This is a genomic window from Pseudomonas sp. DrBHI1 (assembly GCF_002205115.1).
In the GTDB taxonomy this organism is placed as follows: domain Bacteria; phylum Pseudomonadota; class Gammaproteobacteria; order Pseudomonadales; family Pseudomonadaceae; genus Aquipseudomonas; species Aquipseudomonas mosselii.
Genome location: NZ_NIBE01000087.1, coordinates 1 through 20,652, shown reverse-complemented (window position 1 = coordinate 20,652; position 20,652 = coordinate 1). Strand labels below are relative to the sequence as shown.

The following is a 20,652-nucleotide window of genomic DNA, read 5'->3' as shown; positions in this document are numbered from 1 at the left end:
CGCTCTTCGCGTGGCGCACGTTCTTCACGCGGGGCACGCTCTTCGCGAGGCTGACGCTCTTCACGCGGGGCGCGCTCGCCGCGCTCTTCGCGTGGCTTGCGGTCTTCTTCGCGACGGCCGTTGCGGTTGCGGCTCTGCTGGCGACCGTTACGGCGCTCTTCGTTACGTGGCGAGCGTTCGGTGGCTGGCTTCTCGGTGGTGGCGACCGGTGCGGCGGCAGGCTCTTCCTTGCCGGCGAACAGGCTGACCAGCGACTTGACCAGGCCTTTGAACAGGCTCGGCTCGGCGGCGACAGGGGCGGCGACCGGCGCGGCAGGGGCCGGCTGCTCTTCAGCGGTTGTCGGCACCGGGGCGTTGGCGCGGGCCGGCGCGGTCTTGACCGCGGCTTCCTGGCGCACCAGGGTGCGGGTGGCGGTCGGCTGCGGCGCTTCTTCGGTCTCGGCGGAGGCGATCTCGTAGCTGGACTGGTTGTTCAGCACGTCGGGGTTGTCGTCGCGCAGGCGCTGGACTTCGAAGTGCGGGGTTTCCAGGTGATCGTTCGGCAGGATGATGATGCGCGCGCGCGTGCGCAGTTCGATCTTGGTGATCGAGTTGCGTTTCTCGTTGAGCAGGAAGGCGGCGACCGGGATCGGCACCTGGGCGCGCACTTCGGCGGTGCGGTCCTTCAGTGCTTCTTCCTCGATCAGGCGCAGGATCGCCAGCGACAGCGACTCGACGTCACGGATGATGCCGGTGCCGGAGCAGCGCGGGCAGACGATGCCGCTGCTTTCGCCCAGCGATGGACGCAGGCGCTGACGGGACATTTCCAGCAGGCCGAAGCGCGAGATGCGGCCAACCTGAACGCGAGCGCGGTCGGCCTCGAGGCACTCACGCACGCGCTCTTCGACAGCGCGCTGGTTCTTGGCCGGGGTCATGTCGATGAAATCGATGACGATCAGGCCGCCGATGTCGCGCAGGCGCAGCTGGCGAGCGATCTCTTCGGCCGCTTCCAGGTTGGTCTGCAGGGCGGTTTCTTCGATGTCGCTGCCTTTGGTGGCGCGCGCCGAGTTGATGTCGATGGACACCAGGGCTTCGGTCGGGTCGATGACGATCGAGCCGCCGGACGGCAGGTCGACCACGCGCTGGAAGGCGGTTTCGATCTGGCTTTCGATCTGGAAGCGGTTGAACAGCGGCACGCTGTCTTCGTACAGCTTGACCTTGCTGGCGTACTGCGGCATCACCTGGCGAATGAAGGTCAGGGCTTCTTCCTGGGCGTCGATGCTGTCGATCAGCACCTCGCCGATGTCCTGGCGCAGGTAGTCGCGGATGGCGCGGATGATGACGTTGCTTTCCTGGTAGATCAGGAACGGAGCGGCGCGGTCTTGCGAGGCTTCCTTGATGGCGGTCCACAGCTGCAGCAGGTAGTCGAGGTCCCACTGCATTTCTTCGCTGCTGCGGCCCAGGCCCGCGGTGCGCACGATCAGGCCCATGTCGCCCGGAACGGTCAGGCCGTTCAGCGCTTCGCGCAGTTCGTTGCGCTCTTCGCCTTCGATGCGGCGGGAGATGCCACCGGCGCGCGGGTTGTTGGGCATCAGTACCAGGTAGCGGCCGGCCAGGCTGATGAAGGTGGTCAGGGCGGCGCCTTTGTTGCCGCGCTCTTCCTTCTCGACCTGGACGATGACTTCCTGGCCTTCGCTCAGGACTTCCTTGATGTTGACCCGGCCTTCAGGGGCTTTCTTGAAGTATTCGCGGGAGATTTCCTTCAGCGGCAGGAAGCCGTGTCGTTCGGAGCCGAAGTCGACGAAGGCCGCTTCGAGGCTGGGCTCGATCCGGGTGATCTTGCCTTTGTAGATGTTGGCCTTTTTCTGCTCGCGGGCGCCGGACTCGATGTCCAGGTCGTAGAGACGTTGGCCGTCCACCAGGGCTACACGCAACTCTTCGGGCTGAGTTGCGTTAATCAGCATTCTTTTCATGTTGTACCGTCGGTTTCCGGGCTGCCGGAAACGGCGTGCGGCACACACGACTTGTCAGGGTCGGTGCCAAGGTGCGCAAAGGGTGGCGGGCCACCCCCGTGTCTGGCGACGTTCGGCACCAGCCGGTTGCCCAGCCTGCCGTTGTCGCGACGACGCGTCCTGTTTTGCGGTGCCAAAAGACCTGTCGAGCTTTTCGAAGGTTATCCGAATCAATCGAGCGGGCCTGGTGCACTCAGTCAGGAGGAGGAATCAACCGGTCGTCCGTGGACGCCACCAGGGCGTCTGTTCAGGACCTTGTCCGCTCATTGCCCGTTGAGTGGGGCGCTGGGGCGGGTTCGGTGCCACACGGTCCGAGGGCTGTACATCTCCACCCTGCACGTATCCCTGAAAATTCGGTGCTGCCGCGCGCTGAATCCGCAACGGGTTGCATTTTTCGCCAGCCCGGTTCCGGGCTGGCGCCATAACATATCCAAGGCAGGTATTTCCGAAGCATTCGCCCGAATGCGCGGAAACGACGGTGGCGGGCAGAGGTACGGCGAAAAGAATCGGGATAAGCAGGTGAAACACCGCACTTGTCGTTTTTTTTCGGTCTTCTCTACACAGCGCTGGTGGCGATTCCAGGCATTTAGTTAAACTGGCGAACGCTCCGTAGGACGGCCTCGCGTCCTCGGGAATTGCGATGGTCAGGGCCGGCGTAGAGCCTGGTGCCGCTGGCCTGCCGCTTTTGGCGGCGTTCGCGACTATAGCAGCAATGATTAAGTGCTTCAATTCCATAAAAAATTGTTATGATCCCGCCATGACGACCAATACCCCCCCGACTTCCGGCGTTCAGCTGATCGAAGTCCCGCCGGAGCTTGCCGGCCAGCGCATCGACAATTTCCTCATCACGGCCCTCAAGGGCGTGCCCAAGACCTTGGTCTACCGCATCCTGCGCAAGGGTGAGGTGCGGGTCAACAAGGGCCGGATCAAGCCCGAGTACAAGCTGCAGGCCGGCGATGTGGTGCGCGTGCCGCCGGTGCGCCTGCCCGAGCGCGACGAGCCGGCGCCGGTGGCCCAAGGGCTGCTGCAGCGCCTCGAGGCGGCCATTGTCTATGAGGATAAGGCGCTGATCGTGATGAACAAGCCGGCCGGCATCGCCGTGCACGGCGGCAGCGGCCTGAGCTTTGGCGTGATCGAGGCGCTGCGCCAACTGCGCCCGGACGCCAAGGAGCTGGAGCTGGTGCATCGCCTGGACCGCGACACCTCGGGCCTGCTGATGATCGCCAAGAAGCGCAGCATGCTGCGCCACCTGCATGCCGCCCTGCGCGGCGATGGCGTCGACAAACGCTACATGGCGCTGGTGCGCGGCCATTGGCCGACCTCGAAGAAGCAGGTCAATGCGCCGCTGCAGAAGAGCAACCTGCGTTCCGGCGAGCGCATGGTCGAGGTCAACGACGAGGGCAAGGACGCGCTGACGATGTTCCGCGTGCTGCGCCGCTTCGGCGAGTTCGCCACTATTGTCGAGGCGCGGCCGATCACCGGGCGTACCCACCAGATCCGCGTGCATACCCTGCATGCCGGGCACATGATCGCCGGCGACAGCAAGTACGGCGATGAAGACTTCACTCGCGAGATCCGCGAGCTGGGCGGCAAGCGTCTGTTCCTGCATGCCTACCAGCTGACCGTGCCGCTGCCCGATGGTGGCGAGCTCAAGCTCGAGGCGCCGGTGGATGAGATGTGGGCCAAGACCATCGAGCGACTGGCGTCCTGAGCCATGAATAAAAGTTATGACCTGCTGATCTTCGACTGGGACGGCACCCTGGCCGACTCCATCGGGCGCATCGTCGAGGCCATGAACGTGGCCGCCGGGCGTGCCGGCGAGGCCCCCAGCAGCGACGAGGCGGTCAAGGGCATCATCGGCCTGGCGCTGGGGGAGGCGATCGCCACCCTGTACCCGCACCTCGATGCGCCGCAGGTCGAGGCGTTCCGCCGGCACTACGCCGACGTGTACATGGCGCTGGACCAGCAGCCGTCGCCGTTGTTCGACGGCGTGGTCGAGTCGCTGGAGGCGTTCCGTGCCGAGGGGTATCGTCTGGCAGTGGCCACCGGCAAGGCGCGGCGCGGCCTGGACCGGGTGCTCAAGGCCAATGGCTGGGAAGGCTATTTCGACATCACCCGGGCTGCCGACGAAACCCGTGGCAAGCCGCATCCGCTGATGCTCGAAGAGATTCTCGCCCATTGCCGGGTCGAACCCGGGCGGGCGCTGATGGTCGGAGATTCGGCGTTCGACCTGCAGATGGCCAGCAACGCCGGCATGCATTCGGTAGCGGTGGGCTACGGCGCCATGTCGCTGCAGGCCTTGGCCGAATTCGGCCCGCAAGTGTGCATCGAGCATTTTTCCCAGTTGCGCGAATGGCTGGCCGAGCCTGCGCAGATCAATTTCCAAGGTAGGTGAGCATGACTGACGAATGGAAGGCGCCCGAGCCGGACGAAGCCGGTGAGGAGCGCAAGAGCTGGAAGCTGCTGGAGAAGACCTTGCTGGCAGGCGTCCAGGAGCAGCGCCGGGCGCGGCGCTGGGGGATCTTCTTCAAGCTGCTGACCTTTGTGTACCTGTTTGGCATCCTGTTCCTGTTCACGCCGTTGATGGATGTGGACAAGGCGGCCTCGCGCAGCGGCAACCACACCGCGCTGGTCGAGGTGCGCGGCGTGATTGCCGACCAGGAGCCGGCCAGCGCCGACAATATCGTCAAGAGTCTGCGCGAGGCGTTCAAGGATCCGAAGACCAAGGCTGTGGTCATGCGTATCAACAGCCCGGGCGGCAGTCCGGTGCAGTCAGGCTATGTGTACGACGAGATCCGTCGTCTGCGCGCCGAGTACCCTGCCATCAAGCTGTATGCGGTGATCGCCGACCTCGGTGCGTCCGGGGCCTACTACATCGCCAGCGCCGCCGACGAGATCTATGCCGACAAGGCCAGTCTGGTCGGTTCCATTGGTGTCACCGCGGCCGGCTACGGCTTCGTCGGGGCCATGGACAAGCTGGGGGTGGAGCGTCGTACCTATACGGCTGGCGAGCACAAGGCGTTCCTTGATCCGTTCTCGCCACAGAAACCCGAAGAAACCGCGTTCTGGCAGGGTGTGCTGGACACCACGCACCGCCAGTTCATCGCCATGGTCAAGCAGGGGCGTGGCGAGCGCCTGAAAGACAAGGATCACCCTGAGCTGTTCAGTGGGCTGATCTGGTCGGGCGAGCAGGCCAAGGAGTTGGGTCTGGTGGACGGGCTGGGCAGTGCCAGCTATGTCGCCCGCGACATCGTGGGTGAGAAGGAGTTGGTGGACTTCACTGTGCAGGAGTCGCCGTTTGATCGTTTCTCCAAGCGTATCGGTGCCAGCGTGGCGGAGCGCCTGGCGCTGTATATGGGCTTCCAGGGGCCTTCGCTGCGTTGATCTGAATCGGCGTGGCATTCATCGCGGGGCAAGCTCGCTCCCACTGGTCGCTCATTGGCCTCGTGGGGGCGGGCTTGCCCCGCGATTGCATGTTCAAGGCACCTGCACGCCTTCCTTGTGCAGCATGTCCACCAGTCGAATCAGTGGCAGCCCGATCAGGCTCGTGGCATCGCAGCCGTGGGTGCTCTGGAACAGGCTGACCCCCAGTCCCTCGGCCTTGAAGCTGCCGGCGCAATCCAGCGGCTGCTCGGCCGTCACGTAGCGCTCCACGCGCTCTCGATCCAGCTCGCGCATCGTCACGGTAAACGGCACGCAATCAACCTGGCAGTGGCCGGTGGCGCTGTTCAGCAGCGCCAGCCCGGTGAGGAAAGTGACCTGTTGCCCGCTGCTCTCCAGCAATTGCTCGCAGGCGCGTTCAAAGGTGTGGGGTTTACCGAGGATTTGCTCGCCCAGCACCGCCACCTGGTCGGAGCCGATGATCAGGTGGTCGGGGTGGCTGGCGGCCAGGGCTTCGGCCTTCTGTCGAGCCAGGCGGCGGACCAGCTCGACGGCGGGTTCGTCATCGAGGCGCCGTTCGTCAAGGTCGGGGCTTGCCCAGGTGAAGGGCAGGCGCAGGCGGGTGAGCAGTTCACGGCGGTACGCAGAGCTGGAAGCCAGTAACAAGGGAAGCATGGTAGACTCCTGGGCAATTACCCCGAATTCTAACATGCGAGATGACACCTAATTTCCTTTGACAGGGAGGGGGTGCATCCCTAGAATGCTGCGCCTATGTTGAATGACCCGATTCCACCTCACGTTGACCCGCGCAAATTGGCTGATCGTGGCGTAACCCTCGAAGGTTCGCTGCAACTCGCTGATTTGGAAAGACTCTGCGACCCGCTTTCCGACAATGTCGGTACGGTGCAGGCGAAGTTCGATTTTGAACGAGATGAGCAGCACGTGGTGGTTATCCACAGCGCGCTGGACGTCGAAGTCAAGATGGTTTGCCAGCGTTGTCTTGAGCTGGTCACCCTGCCGATCCACAGCGAATGCACATACGCCGTGGTGAAGGAGGGTGCGAACACCCAGTCGTTGCCGAAAGGCTATGACGTGCTGGAACTGGGCGAAGATCCTTTGGATCTGCAGGCGTTGGTCGAGGAAGAGCTGTTGCTCGCCCTGCCGATCGTGCCTGCTCATCATCCGGAAGAATGCCAGCAGCCGGCGGGACTCGATGAGCCCGAGCCGAGCAAGGACGAGGTATCGCGGTCCAACCCGTTCAGTGTATTGGCGCAGTTAAAGCGTGACCCAAACGTTTAGGAGTTAATCAATTATGGCTGTTCAGCAGAACAAAAAATCCCGCTCTGCCCGTGACATGCGCCGTTCGCACGACGCCCTGTCGGCAGAAGCTCTGTCGGTAGAGAAGAGCACCGGTGAAGTACACCTGCGTCACCACGTATCGCCAGAAGGCGTATACCGTGGTCGCAAAGTGATCGACAAGGGCGCCGACGAGTAATCCTTGTCCGCTCAGATCATCGCGATCGACGCAATGGGCGGGGACTTCGGTCCCCGCAACATTGTCCAGGCTAGCATTGCCTGCCTTTCGGCTACCCCCTCGCTGCACCTGACCCTCGTCGGTCAACCCTCCCTCCTTGAAGATCTCCTCAGCGGCCTTGCGGCTGCGGATCGCGCGCGCCTGCAGATTGTCGCGGCCAGCGAAGTGATCGGCATGGACGAGCGGCCATCGCAGGCGTTGCGTGGCAAGCCGGACTCGTCGATGCGCGTCGCCCTCGAACTGGTGCGTGATGGCAAGGCCCAGGCCTGCGTGAGTGCCGGCAACACCGGCGCGCTCATGGCCCTGTCGCGCCTGGTGCTCAAGACCCTGCCTGGTATCGATCGCCCGGCGATGGTGGCGGCGATTCCGACCCAGGCGGGCTATTGCCAGTTGCTCGACCTCGGCGCCAATGTCGATTGCAGCGCGGAAAACCTCTACCAGTTCGCCGTGATGGGCGCGGTGGCCGCCCAGGCCCTGGGCGTGCACCGGCCGCGGGTGGCGCTGCTCAATATCGGTACCGAGGACATCAAGGGCAACCAGCAGGTCAAGCTGGCCGCCAGTCTGCTGCAGAACGCCCGGGGCCTGAACTACATCGGCTTCGTCGAAGGCGACGGGCTGTACCGCGGCGAGGCGGACGTGGTGGTGTGCGATGGATTCGTCGGCAATATCCTGCTCAAGTCCAGCGAAGGCCTGGCGACCATGATCGGCGCGCGCATCGAGGCGTTGTTCCGTGGCGGGCTGCTGGCGCGGGCGGCCGGGGCCATGGCCATGCCGTTGCTCAAGCGCCTGCAGGCCGACCTGGCGCCGGCGCGACACAATGGCGCAAGCTTCCTGGGCTTGCAGGGCATCGTCATCAAGAGCCATGGTTCTGCCGGCGTGCAGGGCTTGCAGAGTGCGATCCAGCGGGCGTTGATCGAGATCCAGGAAAACCTGCCGCAGCGTCTGCACGGACGCCTCGAAGACCTGTTGCCGTGATAAGGCTAAAACAGGTCTTAGGCATATCCGCAATGAAGTGCTTAAATGTGACCGCTTGGTCTGCCGCTCCATCCAAGCTTTCAGATTGCGCGCCCGGCCCAAGGCCCGGCGCACCCCATCCGACGACAAGATCATAAGGGCTTGTTCAATGTCTGCATCCCTCGCATTCGTCTTTCCTGGTCAAGGTTCCCAGTCGCTGGGCATGCTCAAGGAGCTGGGCGCCGAAAAACCGGTAATCGTCGAGACCTTCAAGGAAGCGTCCGAGGCCCTGGGCTACGACCTGTGGAAACTGGTCCAGGAAGGCCCGGAAGAACAACTCAACCAGACCGACAAGACCCAGCCGGCCATCCTGACCGCCTCGATTGCCCTGTGGCGCCTGTGGCTGGAAGAGGGTGGCGCGCAGCCTGCGTACGTCTCCGGTCATAGCCTGGGTGAATACAGCGCCCTGGTCGCCGCTGGCAGCCTGTCGCTGAAGGACGCGGTGCGCCTGGTCGAGCGCCGCGGTCAGCTGATGCAGGAAGCCGTGCCGGCCGGTCATGGCGCGATGGCCGCGATCCTTGGCCTGGACGACGCGGTCGTGGTCGAGATCTGCGCCAAGGCTGCCGAAGACGAAGTGGTCAGCGCGGTAAACTTCAACTCCCCTGGCCAGGTGGTCATCGCCGGCAACAAGGCAGCGGTGGATCGCGCCATGGAGCTGTGCAAAGAGGCCGGTGCCAAGCGCGCCCTGCCGCTGGCGGTCAGCGTGCCGTCGCACTGCGCGCTGATGAAGCCGGCCGCCGAGCGTTTCGCCGAGTCGGTCAACGCCATCGAATGGAAGGCCCCGCAGATCCCGGTGGTGCAGAACGTCACTGCCGCCATCGCCGCCGACCTCGACGCCCTCAAGCAGGACCTGCTGGCGCAGCTGTATCAGCCGGTACGCTGGGTCGAGTGCGTGCAGGCCCTGGCCGAGCGCGGCGCGGTGAACCTGGTCGAATGCGGTCCGGGCAAGGTCCTGGCCGGCCTGAACAAGCGTTGCGCCGACGGCGTGACCACCTACAACCTCAACACCCCAGACGCTGTCGCCGCCACCCGTGCGGCGCTGGCCTGAATTCGGAGAAGCTTGCATGAGCCTGCAAGGTAAAGTTGCACTGGTCACCGGCGCCAGCCGTGGTATCGGCCAGGCCATCGCCCTCGAGCTGGGCCGCCAGGGCGCGACCGTGATCGGTACCGCCACCACCGCCTCTGGCGCCGAGCGCATTGCCGCCACCCTGAAAGAACACGGCATCAACGGTACCGGTCTTGAGCTGAACGTCACCAGTGCCGAGTCCGTGGACGCGGTGTTGGGCGCCATCGGCGAGCAGTTCGGCGCGCCGGCCATCCTGGTCAACAACGCCGGCATCACCCGCGACAACTTGATGCTGCGGATGAAGGACGACGAGTGGTTCGACGTGATCGACACCAACCTCAACAGCCTCTACCGTCTGTCCAAGGGCGTGCTGCGCGGCATGACCAAGGCCCGCTGGGGTCGTATCATCAGCATCGGTTCGGTGGTGGGTGCCATGGGCAACGCCGGCCAGGCCAACTACGCCGCCGCCAAGGCCGGCCTGGAAGGCTTCAGCCGTGCCCTGGCCCGTGAAGTGGGCTCGCGTGGCATCACCGTCAACTCGGTGACCCCGGGCTTCATCGACACCGACATGACCCGCGAGCTGCCAGAAGCGCAGCGCGAGGCCCTGCAAAAAGAGATTCCGCTGGGCCGCCTGGGCCAGGCCGAGGAGATCGCGAAAGTGGTTTCCTTCCTGGCTTCCGACGGCGCAGCCTATGTCACCGGCGCCACCGTGCCGGTGAACGGCGGGATGTACATGTAAAAACCGCAACTCAATGTGACGGATTGCTTCAAAAAAGAGTCATACTGCGAGCCTAAAATCCGTTATAAAGCTGCAACCAGATTCCGGGCAGAGGGCCCGGTGGCCTGGTGGAAGGCGCGTTACGCTTGAAAAGCAGGCGTCTTCCTATAAACTTGGTCACCGGCCAGCTGCCTGACATATGTCCATTAGGAGTGAAAACTAGGTATGAGCACCATCGAAGAACGCGTCAAGAAAATCGTCGCCGAGCAACTGGGCGTCAAGGAAGATGAAGTGAAGAACACCTCTTCCTTCGTTGAGGACCTGGGTGCCGATTCGCTTGACACCGTTGAGCTGGTGATGGCTCTGGAAGAGGAATTCGAGACCGAAATCCCTGACGAAGAAGCCGAGAAGATCACTACCGTTCAAGCTGCCATCGACTACGTCAACGCCCACCAGGCCTAAGACGTTTCAGTCGACGCTACTTGTCGGGAAAAACCGCACTGCCGTCGCCGGCGTGCGGTTTTTTCTTTGCAAGCCCTGCAATCAGCGGAGTCTGTTGCCAGGCCATTGGCCGCGCCAGTGCACTGGCAAGAGACTCTGTAATTTGGAAATGAGGAGAGTACTGTGTCGCGTAGACGCGTCGTGGTCACTGGTATGGGTATGCTGTCGCCACTGGGTACCGATGTACCGAGCACCTGGCAGGGCATTCTGGCTGGCCGCAGTGGCATCGGTCCGATCGAACATACGGATCTGTCTGCCTACTCCACCCGTTTTGGCGGCTCGGTAAAGGGCTTCGAAGTCGAGCAGTACCTGTCGGCCAAGGAGGCCCGCAAGCTCGACCTGTTCATCCAGTACGGCCTGGCGGCCGGCTTCCAGGCGGTGCGCAACGCCGGCCTGGAAATCACCGATGCCAACCGCGAGCGCATCGGCGTGGCCATGGGCTCGGGCATCGGCGGCCTGACCAACATCGAAGATACCAGCAAGACCCTGCACGAGCAGGGGCCGCGCCGGATCTCGCCGTTCTTCGTGCCGGGCTCGATCATCAACATGATCTCCGGCTTCCTGTCGATCCACCTGGGTCTGCAAGGGCCGAACTACGCGATCGCCACCGCCTGCACCACCGGCACCCACTGCATCGGCATGGCCGCGCGCAACATCGCCTACGGCGAAGCCGACGTGATGATCGCCGGTGGCGCCGAAATGGCCGCCTGCGGGCTGGGCATGGGCGGCTTCGGCGCGTCCCGCGCGCTGTCGACCCGCAACGACGAGCCGGCCCGTGCCAGCCGTCCGTGGGACAAGGGCCGAGACGGCTTCGTGCTGTCCGACGGTGCTGGCGCCCTGGTGCTCGAAGAACTGGAGCACGCCAAGGCCCGTGGCGCCACCATCTACGCCGAGCTGGTCGGCTTCGGCATGAGCGGCGACGCCTTTCACATGACCTCGCCGCCCGACTCCGGCGAAGGTGCTGCCCGCTGCATGGCCAATGCCCTGCGTGATGCCGGCATCCAGCCTGAGGACGTCAGCTACATCAACGCCCACGGCACCTCGACGCCGGCCGGCGACGTGGCCGAAGTGGCCGCGATCAAGCGCGTGTTCGGTGAGCATGCCTACAAGCTGGCGGTCAGCTCGACCAAGTCGATGACCGGCCACCTGCTCGGCGCCGCCGGCGCGGTGGAGGCGATCTTCAGCGTCCTGGCGATCAACAGCCAGATGGCGCCGCCGACCATCAACCTGGACGAGCCCGATGAAGGCTGCGACCTGGACTTCGTGCCTCACCAGGCGCGCAGCATGCCGATCGACGTGGTGCTGTCCAACTCGTTCGGCTTCGGTGGCACCAACGGTTCGCTGGTATTCCGTCGGTTCGCCGACTGATGCACAGCTGGATCGATGGCCAGGACGCGGCTGCGGTCAATCTGCAGAACCGCGGCCTGGCCTACGGCGATGGCCTGTTCGAGACCATTGCCGTGCGCGGCGGCAGGCCCAGCCTGCTGGCGCTGCACCTCGACCGCCTGGCGCTGGGTTGCCAGCGGCTGGCGATCGAGGCCGACCTGGCGCTGGTTCGCAATGAACTGTTGCAATTCGCCCAGCTGCTGGGCGAGGGCGTCGCCAAGCTGATCCTGACCCGCGGCGACAGTCAGCGTGGCTATGCCCCGGTGGCTGGCGCCCAGGCGCGGCGCATCCTTCAGGGCAGCCCCTTGCCGGCCTATCCTGGCGAACATGCCGAACAGGGTGTGCGCCTGTACGCCTGTCAGACGCGGTTGGCGGAACAACCGCTGCTGGCCGGGCTCAAACACCTCAACCGCCTCGAGCAGGTGCTGGCCCGCGCCGAGTGGCAGGATCCGGCGTTTGCCGAGGGCTTGATGCGTGACGCCCAAGGGCGGGTGATCGAAGGGGTGTACAGCAACCTGTTCCTGGTGCGTGACGGCGTGCTGCTGACTGCCGAGCTGAGCCGTTGTGGCGTGGCCGGGGTGATGCGCGCGGCATTGCTGGAGCAGGCGCGGTTGCTGGGTATTCCCACCCAGGTACGGGACTTGCCGCTGGAGGCGTTGGAGCAGGCCGACGAAGTGTTCGTCTGCAACAGTGTCTACGGCATCTGGCCTGTGCGTGAATTCGCCGCGCTGAACTGGCCGGCCGGGCCGCTCACCCGTAAACTGCAGGCCGTTGCCCGTACGTTACTGGATACCTGATTCGTGAGACGCAAATTCCTGCTGCTGCTGGAAATGAGCTTGATCCTCGCCGGCCTGGCACTGGGCTGGGCCGCCTGGAAGGTCAACTCGGTCCTGGAGCAGCCCCTGCAAGTGGCGCAGGAGCGCCTGCTCGACGTGCCCGGCGGCACGACGCCCAACCGTATGTTCTATCGCATGCAAAGCGAAGGCTTGCTCGACGATCCGCTATGGCTGCGCCTTTACTGGCGCTTCAACATGGCGGGCACGCCGCTGCATACCGGCGAATACCGGGTGACCCCGGGCATGACCGTGGGGCAGTTGTTCGACGCTTGGAAGCGCGGTGACGTGGTGCAGTACAACCTCACCCTGGTCGAGGGCTGGACCTTCCGCCAGGTGCGTGCCGCGGTGGCCAAGCATGAAAAGCTCAAGCACACCCTCGAAGGCTTGTCCGATTCCGAAGTGATGGACAAGCTCGGCCACACCGGTGTGTTCCCTGAGGGTCGCTTCTTCCCCGACACCTATCGCTTCGTGCGCGGCATGAGCGACGTCGAGCTGCTGCAGCAGGCCTACATGCGCCTGGACGAAGTGCTGGCCAAGGAGTGGGCCGAACGCAGCGCCGACCTGCCGTATCGCGATCCGTACCAGGCGCTGATCATGGCCTCGCTGGTGGAAAAGGAAACCGGCATTCCCCAGGAGCGTGGGCAGATCGCTGGCGTGTTCGTGCGGCGCATGCGCTTGGGCATGATGCTGCAGACCGACCCGACCGTGATCTACGGCATGGGCGAGCGCTACAACGGCAAGATTACCCGCGCCGACCTGCGCGAGCCGACCCCTTACAACACCTACACCATGACCGGCTTGCCGCCGACGCCGATCGCCATGGTCGGACGCGAGGCGATTCACGCCGCGCTAAACCCCAGCGACGGTTCGAGCCTGTACTTCGTTGCCCGGGGTGATGGCAGCCATGTGTTCTCCGACGACCTGGATGATCACAACAGCGCGGTGCGCGAGTTCCAGCTCAAGCGTCGGGCAGACTATCGTTCCAGCCCTGCGCCGCAGGCCGAGCCGGCGACGTCAGCGCCGCAGGCGACCCCGGACGCGGCGCCTGCTCCCGCGCCGCAAAGCGATGCGCCGGCCCCCACCGATGAATCCGCGCCGGCCGACACGTCGGTGCCAGAAGACACTAAGGAACACTCGTGAGCGGTTTGTTTATCACCCTGGAAGGCCCTGAAGGCGCCGGCAAGAGCACCAACCGCGATTACCTGGCGGCACGTTTGCGCGAGCAGGGCGTCGATGTGGTCATGACCCGCGAGCCTGGTGGCACGCCGTTGGCCGAGCGCATCCGCGAACTGCTGCTGGCGCCGAGCGAGGAGCGCATGGCGGTCGACACCGAGCTGCTGCTGATGTTCGCCGCCCGCGCCCAGCACCTGGCCGAAGTCATCCGCCCGGCGCTGGCCCGTGGCGCCGTGGTGCTGTGCGATCGCTTTACCGACGCCACCTACGCCTACCAGGGTGGCGGCCGCGGCCTGCCGGTGGAGCGCATCGCCATCCTCGAGGCCTTCGTCCAGGGCGAGCTGCGTCCTGACCTGACCTTGGTCTTCGATCTGCCCGTGGAGGTCGGCCTGTCCCGTGCCGCGGCCCGTGGCCGGCTGGACCGCTTCGAGCAGGAAGGCCAGGCCTTCTTCGAGGCGGTGCGCCAGGCCTACCTGCAGCGTGCCGGCCAGCAGCCGCAGCGCTACCGGCTGCTGGACGCCGCCCAGCCGCTGAGCGCGGTGCAGCAGGCCATCGACGCCCTGGTGCCGAGTATCCTGGAGCGTTGCCGTGGCTGATGCCTACCCCTGGCAGCAGGCGCTCTGGCAACAACTGGCCGGGCGTGCCCAGCATGCCCATGCCTACCTGCTGCACGGCCCCCAGGGCATCGGCAAGCGCGCCCTGGCCGAGCGCCTGATGGCACGGCTGCTGTGCCAGCAGCCGCAGGGGTTGGATGCCTGCGGCCAGTGCAAGTCGTGCCTGTTGCTCAAGGCAGGCAGCCACCCGGACAACTTCGTGCTGGAGCCGGAGGAGGCCGACAAGCCAATCAAGATCGACCAAGTGCGTGATCTGGTGTCGTTCGTGGTGCAAACCGCCCAGCAGGGCGGGCGCAAGGTGGTGCTGATCGAGCCGGTGGAGGCGATGAACATCAATGCCTCCAACGCCCTGCTCAAGAGCCTGGAAGAGCCCTCCGGCGATACCGTGCTGTTGCTGGTCAGCCACCAGCCCAGCCGCCTGCTGCCAACCATCAAGAGCCGCTGCCAGCAGGTCGCCTGCCCGCAGCCGAGCCAGGAGCAGAGCCGCGCCTGGCTGGCCGCCGCCCTTGCCGGCAGCGCCGAGGAAGAGCGCGAGGAGCTGCTGACCCTGGCCGCCGGTTCGCCGCTGATGGCCGTGAGCCTGCAGGCCCAGGGCGTGCGCGAGCAGCGTGCGTTGGTGGCCGAGGGGGTGAAGAAGCTGCTCAAGCAGCAGCAGTCGCCCAGTCAGCTGGCCGAGGCCTGGAGCAACGTGCCGTTGCTGCTGCTGTTCGACTGGTTCTGCGACTGGTCGCACCTGATCCTGCGCTACCAGTTGACCCAGGATGAGGAAGGACTAGGCTTGGCCGACATGCGCAAGGTGCTGCAGTACCTGGCGCAGAAGAGCCGCCAGGGCAAGGTGCTGGAGGTCCAGGCGTGGATCCTCGAACAGCGCCAGAAGGTGCTGGGCAAGGCCAACCTCAACCGTGTACTGCTGCTCGAAGCCTTGCTCGCCCACTGGGTGCAGCTGCCGGGCATGCGCTGATTTCCACCGTTCATTCATGTGTGTCGTGTTCCCATGCTCGTAGATTCCCATTGCCACCTCGACCGTCTCGACCTGAGCGCCCACCAGGGCTCTCTCGACGCCGCCCTGCAGGCGGCCCGTGAGCGCGGGGTAGGGCACTTCCTGTGCATCGGCGTGAGCGCCGAGAATGCCGGCGCGGTCAAGGCGCTGAGCGAGCGCTATGCCGACGTGGACTGCTCGGTGGGCGTGCACCCGCTCGACCTGGCGCCCGGCGAGACGCCGGCCCTGGAGTGGCTGCTGCGCGAACTGGCCCACCCGCATGTGGTGGCCATTGGCGAGACCGGGCTGGACTACCACTACGAGCCGGAGGCCGCCGAGTTGCAGCAGGCCTCGTTCCGCCTGCATCTGGAGGCTTCGCGGCAGACCGGCAAGCCGGTCATCGTGCATACCCGGGCGGCCCGCGAGGACACCCTGGCGCTGCTGCGCGAGGCCAGCCTGCCCCAGGCCGGGGTGCTGCACTGCTTCACCGAGGACTGGCCGATGGCCAGGGCCGCGCTGGACCTGGGCTACTACATCTCGCTGTCCGGCATCGTCACCTTCCGCAATGCCGACGCCCTGCGCGAGGTGGCCCGGCAGGTGCCGGTGGATCGCCTGCTGGTGGAGACCGATTCGCCGTACCTGGCGCCGATCCCGCATCGCGGCAAGCCGAACCTGCCGCAGTATGTGCGAGAAGTGGCCGAGTATGTGGCGTCGCTGCGCGGGGTGAGCTACGAGCAGTTGGCTGAGCAGACGACCAGCAACTTCAAGCGACTGTTCCCGCTGGCAAGAGTGGCCTGAGGTCGCTGCGCCGAACCTTCCGAGCCGGGCAAAAAAAACCCGGGTTCTGGGGGGGGAATCCGGGTTAAGACCATTAGGAGTAAAACAAAGGCACACGGTCCCTGGGCACCTTTATCGACGCGCCACTTGGGGGGGATGCGCCGCGCCAACACTTCAAGTATTGGTCAGGATTGGCGCCTCGCCAGCGGCGTTTGATCGTTTTTTAAACAGATTTGGAATACGATCGCAGCCCCTTGCGCGTTCAATGCATGGCAATCTGTCCTACCTGCCGCAGCACTTCGTCGATCAGGCGGTGGTCGGTATAGAAATGTGGGGAAAACCGTACCCCAGGGCCGCGTACTGCACAAATTACTCCGTTATTGCTCAGGGCCCGATAAATGTCGGCGTTGGCATGGCCGTCCAGGCTGAAACTGACGATGCCGGCCCGCCGTGAAGGATCGCCCGGGCTGTGCAACTGCGCGCCAGGGATGGCCGTGAGCCCTCGATACAGCTGCTCGATCCGCTGCGCCAACTGTTCGGCGACCACCGTCATGCCGACATCCTCCAGCAGCGACAGGCTGGCCTCCAGCGCGCAGGCGCCGAGCATGTTCGGGCTGCCGCACTCGAAGCGCCGCGCACTGCGCGCCGGTTGCCACTGGCGGCGTTCGAAGTCGCCAAGGTGTTCGAGCATGTGCCAACCATAGGCATGCAGCGTCAACTGCCGACGCAGTTCGCTACGGCAATAGAACACCCCCAGCCCCTCGGGGCCGAGCATCCACTTGTGGCCGTCGGCCATGGCGAAGTCGCATTGGTAGTGCTGCACATCGAAGGGCAGGGCGCCGACCTGCTGGATCGCATCGACGCAGAACAGCACGCCGCGCTGGCGGCAGGCGGCGCCCAGGCGTGCCAGGTCCAGGCGCAGGCCGCTGGCGAACTGCACGGCGCTGACCGACAGCAAGCGCGTTCGCGGGCCGCAGGCGGCGATCAGCGCCGCTTCCGGATCGGCGACGGCCAGGCTTGCCTCGACCACTTCGACCCCGCGATCAGCCAGGGCCTGCCAGACCACGCGGTTGGAGGGGAATTCCTCGTCGCTGATGACGACCTGGTCGCCGGGCCGCCAGTCCAGGCCAAAGGCCACCAGCGACAGCGCCTGGGAGGTGTTGCCCACCAGGGCGATGTCGCCGATGGTGGGCGCATTCAGCAGGCGTGCCAGGCGTTCGCGCAGGCGGCGCTCGGTGGCCAGCCAGGCGGGATATTCGTGGGCGCCCAGGCGGACGTTATCCTGGGCGAAGCGCGCCACGGCCTCGGCGGTCCGGCGCGGCCAGGGGGCGATCGCCGCGTGATTCAGGTAGCACAGGCCCGGCGCCTGCTCGAACTCATCAAGAAACACAGACATGGTTGGAAGATCCGTGCAATTTGCCGCCAGTTAGGCATAATAATCCGCTTCGATTGTCATCCCAGTCCTTCTTTATGCAGAAAGAACCTCGCAAGGTCCGTGAGTTTCGCCGTCGCGAACAAGAGATCCTCGACACGGCGCTCAAGCTGTTTCTCGAACAGGGTGAAGACAGCGTCACCGTCGAGATGATCGCCGACGCCGTCGGTATCGGCAAAGGCACGATCTACAAGCACTTCAAGTCCAAGGCGGAAATCTACCTGCGCCTGATGCTCGACTACGAGCGCGACCTGAATGAGCTGTTGCATTCGGCTGACGTCGACCGCGACAAGGAAGCCCTGTCGCGTGCCTACTTCGAGTTCCGCATGCGCGACCCGCAGCGCTACCGGTTGTTCGACCGCCTGGAAGAGAAGGTGGTCAAGGGCAATCAGGTGCCGGAAATGGTCGAGCAGCTACACAGCATCCGCGCCTCCAACTTCGATCGCCTCACCCAGCTGATCAAGGGGCGCATCAGCGAGGGCAAGCTCGAGGACGTGCCGCCGTACTTCCACTACTGCGCGGCCTGGGCGCTGGTCCATGGCGCGGTGGCGCTCTACCACTCGCCGTTCTGGAGCAATGTGCTCGAAGATCAGGAAGGTTTCTTCCAGTTCCTCATGGACATCGGCGTGCGCATGGGCAACAAGCGCAAGCGCGACCCGGAAGCCTCGAACTAAAGCCGTCCAAGGCGCGCCCGTCGAGTCTTCGGCGGGCGCGTTGCATCCAGGCTTCGACGGGAAGGCTTGCAAAAACCTGATTTTTGAGTCAGGTTTTGCCCGCCAGAATCTTCCACGCCGGAGTCATCCATGATCGTCGATCGTCAAGGCAGGCGCTTTCGCAACCTGCGCGTCAGCCTGACTGCTGCCTGCAACTATGCCTGCACCTACTGCGTGCCCGATGGCAAGCGCCTGGTGGCGGCGCAGGACGAGCTCACGGCGGATGCCCTGGCCCGGGGCGTGGCCTACCTGGTGGAGGCGGCCGGGGTCGAACGGCTGCGCATCACTGGCGGCGAGCCGCTGGTCAGCCCGCGACTGGAAGCCTTTCTCGGCGCGGTGGCGGGCCTGGGGCTGGACGACATCAGCCTGACCACTAATGGTCAGTTGCTCGCCCGCAAGCTGCCGCTGCTGCGTGATGCCGGTATCCGCCGGCTCAATGTTTCCCTCGACACTCTCGACGCCAGTGCCTTTCGCCGGATCGCCCGGGGCGGCGACCTGGCCAGCGTCCTGGCGGGCATGGCGCAGGCCAGTGCTGCGGGCATGGCGATCAAGGTCAACATGGTGCCCATGCGCGGACAGAACCTCGATCAGGTGCTGCCACTGCTCGGCTACTGCCTCGAACGGGGCTACGAGCTGCGCTTCATCGAGCTGATGCGCATGGGCCACCTGGCGCGCGACGCAAATGCCTTCCTGCAGCAGTTCGTTGGCCTGGAGCAACTGCTGGCGCTGATCGGCGAGTCGTACAGCTATGAGCAGGCGCCGCGCCCGCTGGATGCCACGGCCCTGCGCTACCGCATTCCCGGCAGGGGGCATTTCGGCGTGATCGCCAACGAGAGCGTGCCGTTCTGTCGCAGCTGTTCGCGCCTGCGCTTGTCGTCCACCGGCTGGCTGCATGGCTGCCTGTCGTCGAGCAATCGTCACTTTGTCGGCGACCTGCTCGACAAGCCCCGACATCAGGCGCTCCCGGCATTGCAGAGGCTGCTGGTGAGGGCCCTGGCGGACAAGCAGGACGTGGCGTTCTCTGGCGATGTGATGGTGATGAAGGTAATCGGCGGCTGACTCTGGCGCAAAAGCTGCATCCTGCGGCTATTCGCCGGTTTTTCGTCACCGGTTTCTGGAGGAAAGATGCGTAGCCTGGTCTTGCTGCTGGCGCTGATGGCGTTGGGCGGCTGCATGAATGTCAGCGATATGGGGGAGGGTGTCCGTTACCACATGAGTGATGCGGGCTTGCTGGACCACAGCGACACCACCCGTACCCTGTCGATCCGCCTGCAGCCGGACTCGTTCATCTTCATCGGCCAGGGCGCATTCGTGCCGCCGGGCAAGGGGCCGCTGCCACGGCAGAACGCAGTCGCCGAGGAGGCCTTCAAAAGCTTCGTCGAGTACTTCCCGCTGGTGCGTCGCGCCCAGGGGCCGCTGGGTCTGGAAGACGCGATCGCCGAGGCCCGCGCGGTGGGTGCCGACTATGTGCTCTACACCCGTTTCGCCCGCACCGACGATCGCATCGGCAACGGTGACGAGTGGTATGACGAGCAGGCTGTCGATCGCCTGGGTTGGGACCGTGGCGTGGTGCAGATGATGCTGATCGAAACCAGCACGCGCTACCTGATCGACACCGCGCGTATCAAGAGTCGCGGCGGTTTGTTGACGTTCCACGACAACACGCCACAGGATTTGCTTGCCGCGCCGATGCGCGAGTACGCTCGTAGCCTTCTGGGCATGAGCAACTGAGCGAGCGTGTCATGAGCGATTCCGGCAAGGCCAACGATCTGCTGGCACAGATCCCCGCGCACAAGGGGCTGCCCCCGGTACACCTGTGGAACCCGGACTTCTGCGGTGACATCGACATGCGGATCGCCCGGGACGGGACCTGGTACTACCTGGGGACGCCGATCGGTCGCAAGCCGATGGTGCGGTTGTTCTCTACCATCATTCGGCGTGACGGGGACGACTACTTCCTGGTTACGCCGGTGGAGAAGGTCGGGATCCGGGTCGATGACGCACCATTTGTCGCCGTGCTACTGGATGTCGAGGGCAGCGGGGAGCAGCAGGTGCTGCGGTTTACCAGCAATGTCGACGATCAGGTCGAGGCTGGGCCGGGCCATCCGCTGCGGGTGGAGCTCGATCCGGTTACCGATGAACCCTCTCCTTACCTGTTGATGCGTGGAAACCTTGAAGCGCTGGTGCATCGCAATGTGTTCTATCAGTTGGTGGAACTGGCGGTTTCCCGGGAGATCGACGGGGAGGAGTGGCTTGGGGTTTGGAGTCGGGGTGAGTTTTATCTTATTGGGCGCAATGGGTAGTGGTTTTTCTGGGCTTCCATAGCCCCTTTCAAAGGCAGCTTTAATGGGTTGGCCGATTACCGATTGTACGGTGGTTTTGTAAGTTGTATGCGCATTCATTGGCAATGTCGACGCTTGTTCGCCCGTACTGAAAGGTGAGTGAGCGGCGACAGCGCCAAAGAGTGCGCATGCGGAAATCAAAGCCCACACTCTTTGCCCGAACCCGAACCCGAACCCGAACCCGAACCCGAACCC

The 20,652-nt window shown here is 64.6% G+C and carries 22 protein-coding genes; 19 read left to right on the top strand and 3 right to left on the bottom strand.

The genetic code is table 11. The features are described 5' to 3' along the window. The coding region (gene rne / locus CC207_RS27720) for a ribonuclease E (RefSeq protein ID WP_256582111.1) at positions 1 to 1,952 on the bottom strand (1,952 nt) is incomplete at its 3' end. Between the two features lie 796 nt (positions 1,953 to 2,748). Between rne and rluC the strand changes: the two genes are divergently transcribed. Genes rluC through CC207_RS17975 form a run of 3 tightly spaced genes read left to right on the top strand, consistent with a single transcriptional unit; the run spans position 2,749 to position 5,375 of the window. Further along, positions 2,749 to 3,702 carry a 23S rRNA pseudouridine(955/2504/2580) synthase RluC gene (gene rluC / locus CC207_RS17985; RefSeq protein ID WP_028690983.1) on the top strand — a complete coding sequence of 318 codons (954 nt, stop codon included), beginning with the start codon at positions 2,749 to 2,751 and terminating at the stop codon, positions 3,700 to 3,702. 3 nt (positions 3,703 to 3,705) lie between these two features. Beyond that, positions 3,706 to 4,386 carry an HAD family hydrolase gene (locus tag CC207_RS17980; protein WP_062361669.1) on the top strand — a complete coding sequence of 227 codons (681 nt, stop codon included), beginning with the start codon at positions 3,706 to 3,708 and terminating at the stop codon, positions 4,384 to 4,386. Between the two features lie 2 nt (positions 4,387 to 4,388). Then, positions 4,389 to 5,375 carry a S49 family peptidase gene (locus CC207_RS17975; protein WP_028690985.1) on the top strand — a complete coding sequence of 329 codons (987 nt, stop codon included), beginning with the start codon at positions 4,389 to 4,391 and terminating at the stop codon, positions 5,373 to 5,375. 93 nt (positions 5,376 to 5,468) lie between these two features. On the opposite strand, the gene CC207_RS17970 is transcribed toward CC207_RS17975, so the two are convergent. After that, entirely contained in the window at positions 5,469 to 6,047 is a 579-nt protein-coding gene (locus CC207_RS17970) for a nucleoside triphosphate pyrophosphatase (RefSeq protein ID WP_028690986.1), read from the bottom strand. Between the two features lie 96 nt (positions 6,048 to 6,143). Between CC207_RS17970 and CC207_RS17965 the strand changes: the two genes are divergently transcribed. The 12 genes from CC207_RS17965 (at position 6,144) to CC207_RS17910 (ending at position 15,991) form a co-directional block, all read left to right on the top strand. After that, on the top strand, positions 6,144 to 6,671 hold the full coding sequence (locus CC207_RS17965; protein ID WP_023630499.1) for a YceD family protein: 528 nt from the start codon (positions 6,144 to 6,146) through the stop codon (positions 6,669 to 6,671). 13 nt (positions 6,672 to 6,684) lie between these two features. Continuing rightward, a complete protein-coding gene (gene rpmF / locus CC207_RS17960) occupies positions 6,685 to 6,867 on the top strand; it encodes a 50S ribosomal protein L32 (RefSeq protein WP_028690987.1) in 183 nt (60 codons plus the stop codon). A gap of 3 nt (positions 6,868 to 6,870) precedes the next feature. Then, the gene (gene plsX / locus CC207_RS17955; RefSeq protein WP_081791573.1) at positions 6,871 to 7,881 is read left to right on the top strand and encodes a phosphate acyltransferase PlsX; all 1,011 of its coding nucleotides are present in this window, start codon (positions 6,871 to 6,873) and stop codon (positions 7,879 to 7,881) included. A gap of 148 nt (positions 7,882 to 8,029) precedes the next feature. After that, the gene (gene fabD, locus CC207_RS17950; RefSeq protein ID WP_028690989.1) at positions 8,030 to 8,968 is read left to right on the top strand and encodes an ACP S-malonyltransferase; all 939 of its coding nucleotides are present in this window, start codon (positions 8,030 to 8,032) and stop codon (positions 8,966 to 8,968) included. A 16-nt stretch (positions 8,969 to 8,984) separates the two neighbouring features. Then, entirely contained in the window at positions 8,985 to 9,725 is a 741-nt protein-coding gene (gene fabG, locus CC207_RS17945; RefSeq protein ID WP_023630496.1) for a 3-oxoacyl-ACP reductase FabG, read from the top strand. Between the two features lie 204 nt (positions 9,726 to 9,929). Then, complete coding sequence (gene acpP, locus CC207_RS17940; protein WP_028690990.1) at positions 9,930 to 10,166, top strand: acyl carrier protein; 237 nt, start codon at positions 9,930 to 9,932, stop codon at positions 10,164 to 10,166. A 162-nt stretch (positions 10,167 to 10,328) separates the two neighbouring features. After that, positions 10,329 to 11,573 carry a beta-ketoacyl-ACP synthase II gene (gene fabF / locus CC207_RS17935; protein WP_088852508.1) on the top strand — a complete coding sequence of 415 codons (1,245 nt, stop codon included), beginning with the start codon at positions 10,329 to 10,331 and terminating at the stop codon, positions 11,571 to 11,573. Beyond that, complete coding sequence (pabC, locus tag CC207_RS17930; RefSeq protein WP_088852507.1) at positions 11,573 to 12,388, top strand: aminodeoxychorismate lyase; 816 nt, start codon at positions 11,573 to 11,575, stop codon at positions 12,386 to 12,388. The genes fabF and pabC overlap by 1 nt, the downstream gene beginning before the upstream one ends. Positions 12,389 to 12,391: 3 nt before the next feature. After that, the gene (gene mltG / locus CC207_RS17925) at positions 12,392 to 13,567 is read left to right on the top strand and encodes an endolytic transglycosylase MltG (protein WP_062361676.1); all 1,176 of its coding nucleotides are present in this window, start codon (positions 12,392 to 12,394) and stop codon (positions 13,565 to 13,567) included. Next, positions 13,564 to 14,196, top strand: coding sequence for a dTMP kinase (gene tmk / locus CC207_RS17920; RefSeq protein WP_028690994.1), 633 nt, complete (start codon positions 13,564 to 13,566; stop codon positions 14,194 to 14,196). The genes mltG and tmk overlap by 4 nt, the downstream gene beginning before the upstream one ends. Further along, a complete protein-coding gene (locus CC207_RS17915; protein ID WP_028690995.1) occupies positions 14,189 to 15,175 on the top strand; it encodes a DNA polymerase III subunit delta' in 987 nt (328 codons plus the stop codon). The genes tmk and CC207_RS17915 overlap by 8 nt, the downstream gene beginning before the upstream one ends. Positions 15,176 to 15,208: 33 nt before the next feature. Beyond that, positions 15,209 to 15,991, top strand: a complete 783-nt coding sequence (locus tag CC207_RS17910) for a TatD family hydrolase (RefSeq protein ID WP_028690996.1) — start codon at positions 15,209 to 15,211, stop codon at positions 15,989 to 15,991. Between the two features lie 241 nt (positions 15,992 to 16,232). Here CC207_RS17910 and CC207_RS17905 read toward each other — a convergent pair whose 3' ends face one another. After that, complete coding sequence (locus tag CC207_RS17905; RefSeq protein ID WP_069017527.1) at positions 16,233 to 17,366, bottom strand: aminotransferase class V-fold PLP-dependent enzyme; 1,134 nt, start codon at positions 17,364 to 17,366, stop codon at positions 16,233 to 16,235. A 74-nt stretch (positions 17,367 to 17,440) separates the two neighbouring features. On the opposite strand from CC207_RS17905, the gene CC207_RS17900 reads away from it, so the two are divergent. The 4 genes from CC207_RS17900 (at position 17,441) to CC207_RS17885 (ending at position 20,418) form a co-directional block, all read left to right on the top strand. Beyond that, positions 17,441 to 18,076: a TetR/AcrR family transcriptional regulator gene (locus tag CC207_RS17900; protein WP_028690998.1), complete on the top strand. Its 636-nt coding sequence runs from the start codon at positions 17,441 to 17,443 to the stop codon at positions 18,074 to 18,076. Positions 18,077 to 18,205: 129 nt separating this feature from the next. Beyond that, on the top strand, positions 18,206 to 19,174 hold the full coding sequence (locus CC207_RS17895) for a GTP 3',8-cyclase MoaA (protein ID WP_088852506.1): 969 nt from the start codon (positions 18,206 to 18,208) through the stop codon (positions 19,172 to 19,174). Between the two features lie 66 nt (positions 19,175 to 19,240). Beyond that, on the top strand, positions 19,241 to 19,846 hold the full coding sequence (locus CC207_RS17890; protein WP_062361693.1) for a DUF4823 domain-containing protein: 606 nt from the start codon (positions 19,241 to 19,243) through the stop codon (positions 19,844 to 19,846). An 11-nt stretch (positions 19,847 to 19,857) separates the two neighbouring features. Beyond that, positions 19,858 to 20,418, top strand: coding sequence for a DUF1285 domain-containing protein (locus CC207_RS17885; RefSeq protein ID WP_069017529.1), 561 nt, complete (start codon positions 19,858 to 19,860; stop codon positions 20,416 to 20,418). Positions 20,419 to 20,652 lie beyond the last annotated feature (234 nt).

Excerpts from the sequence above, each read along its gene's own strand:
- rluC (WP_028690983.1), top strand. The coding sequence starts at position 2,749 with ATGACGACCAATACCCCCCCGACTTCCGGCGTTCAGCTGATCGAAGTC.
- CC207_RS17980 (WP_062361669.1), top strand. The coding sequence starts at position 3,706 with ATGAATAAAAGTTATGACCTGCTGATCTTCGACTGGGACGGCACCCTG.
- CC207_RS17975 (WP_028690985.1), top strand. The coding sequence starts at position 4,389 with ATGACTGACGAATGGAAGGCGCCCGAGCCGGACGAAGCCGGTGAGGAG.
- CC207_RS17970 (WP_028690986.1), bottom strand. The coding sequence starts at position 6,047 with ATGCTTCCCTTGTTACTGGCTTCCAGCTCTGCGTACCGCCGTGAACTG.
- CC207_RS17965 (WP_023630499.1), top strand. The coding sequence starts at position 6,144 with ATGTTGAATGACCCGATTCCACCTCACGTTGACCCGCGCAAATTGGCT.
- rpmF (WP_028690987.1), top strand. The coding sequence starts at position 6,685 with ATGGCTGTTCAGCAGAACAAAAAATCCCGCTCTGCCCGTGACATGCGC.
- fabD (WP_028690989.1), top strand. The coding sequence starts at position 8,030 with ATGTCTGCATCCCTCGCATTCGTCTTTCCTGGTCAAGGTTCCCAGTCG.
- fabG (WP_023630496.1), top strand. The coding sequence starts at position 8,985 with ATGAGCCTGCAAGGTAAAGTTGCACTGGTCACCGGCGCCAGCCGTGGT.
- acpP (WP_028690990.1), top strand. The coding sequence starts at position 9,930 with ATGAGCACCATCGAAGAACGCGTCAAGAAAATCGTCGCCGAGCAACTG.
- pabC (WP_088852507.1), top strand. The coding sequence starts at position 11,573 with ATGCACAGCTGGATCGATGGCCAGGACGCGGCTGCGGTCAATCTGCAG.
- CC207_RS17910 (WP_028690996.1), top strand. The coding sequence starts at position 15,209 with ATGCTCGTAGATTCCCATTGCCACCTCGACCGTCTCGACCTGAGCGCC.
- CC207_RS17905 (WP_069017527.1), bottom strand. The coding sequence starts at position 17,366 with ATGTCTGTGTTTCTTGATGAGTTCGAGCAGGCGCCGGGCCTGTGCTAC.
- CC207_RS17900 (WP_028690998.1), top strand. The coding sequence starts at position 17,441 with ATGCAGAAAGAACCTCGCAAGGTCCGTGAGTTTCGCCGTCGCGAACAA.
- CC207_RS17895 (WP_088852506.1), top strand. The coding sequence starts at position 18,206 with ATGATCGTCGATCGTCAAGGCAGGCGCTTTCGCAACCTGCGCGTCAGC.
- CC207_RS17890 (WP_062361693.1), top strand. The coding sequence starts at position 19,241 with ATGCGTAGCCTGGTCTTGCTGCTGGCGCTGATGGCGTTGGGCGGCTGC.
- CC207_RS17885 (WP_069017529.1), top strand. The coding sequence starts at position 19,858 with ATGAGCGATTCCGGCAAGGCCAACGATCTGCTGGCACAGATCCCCGCG.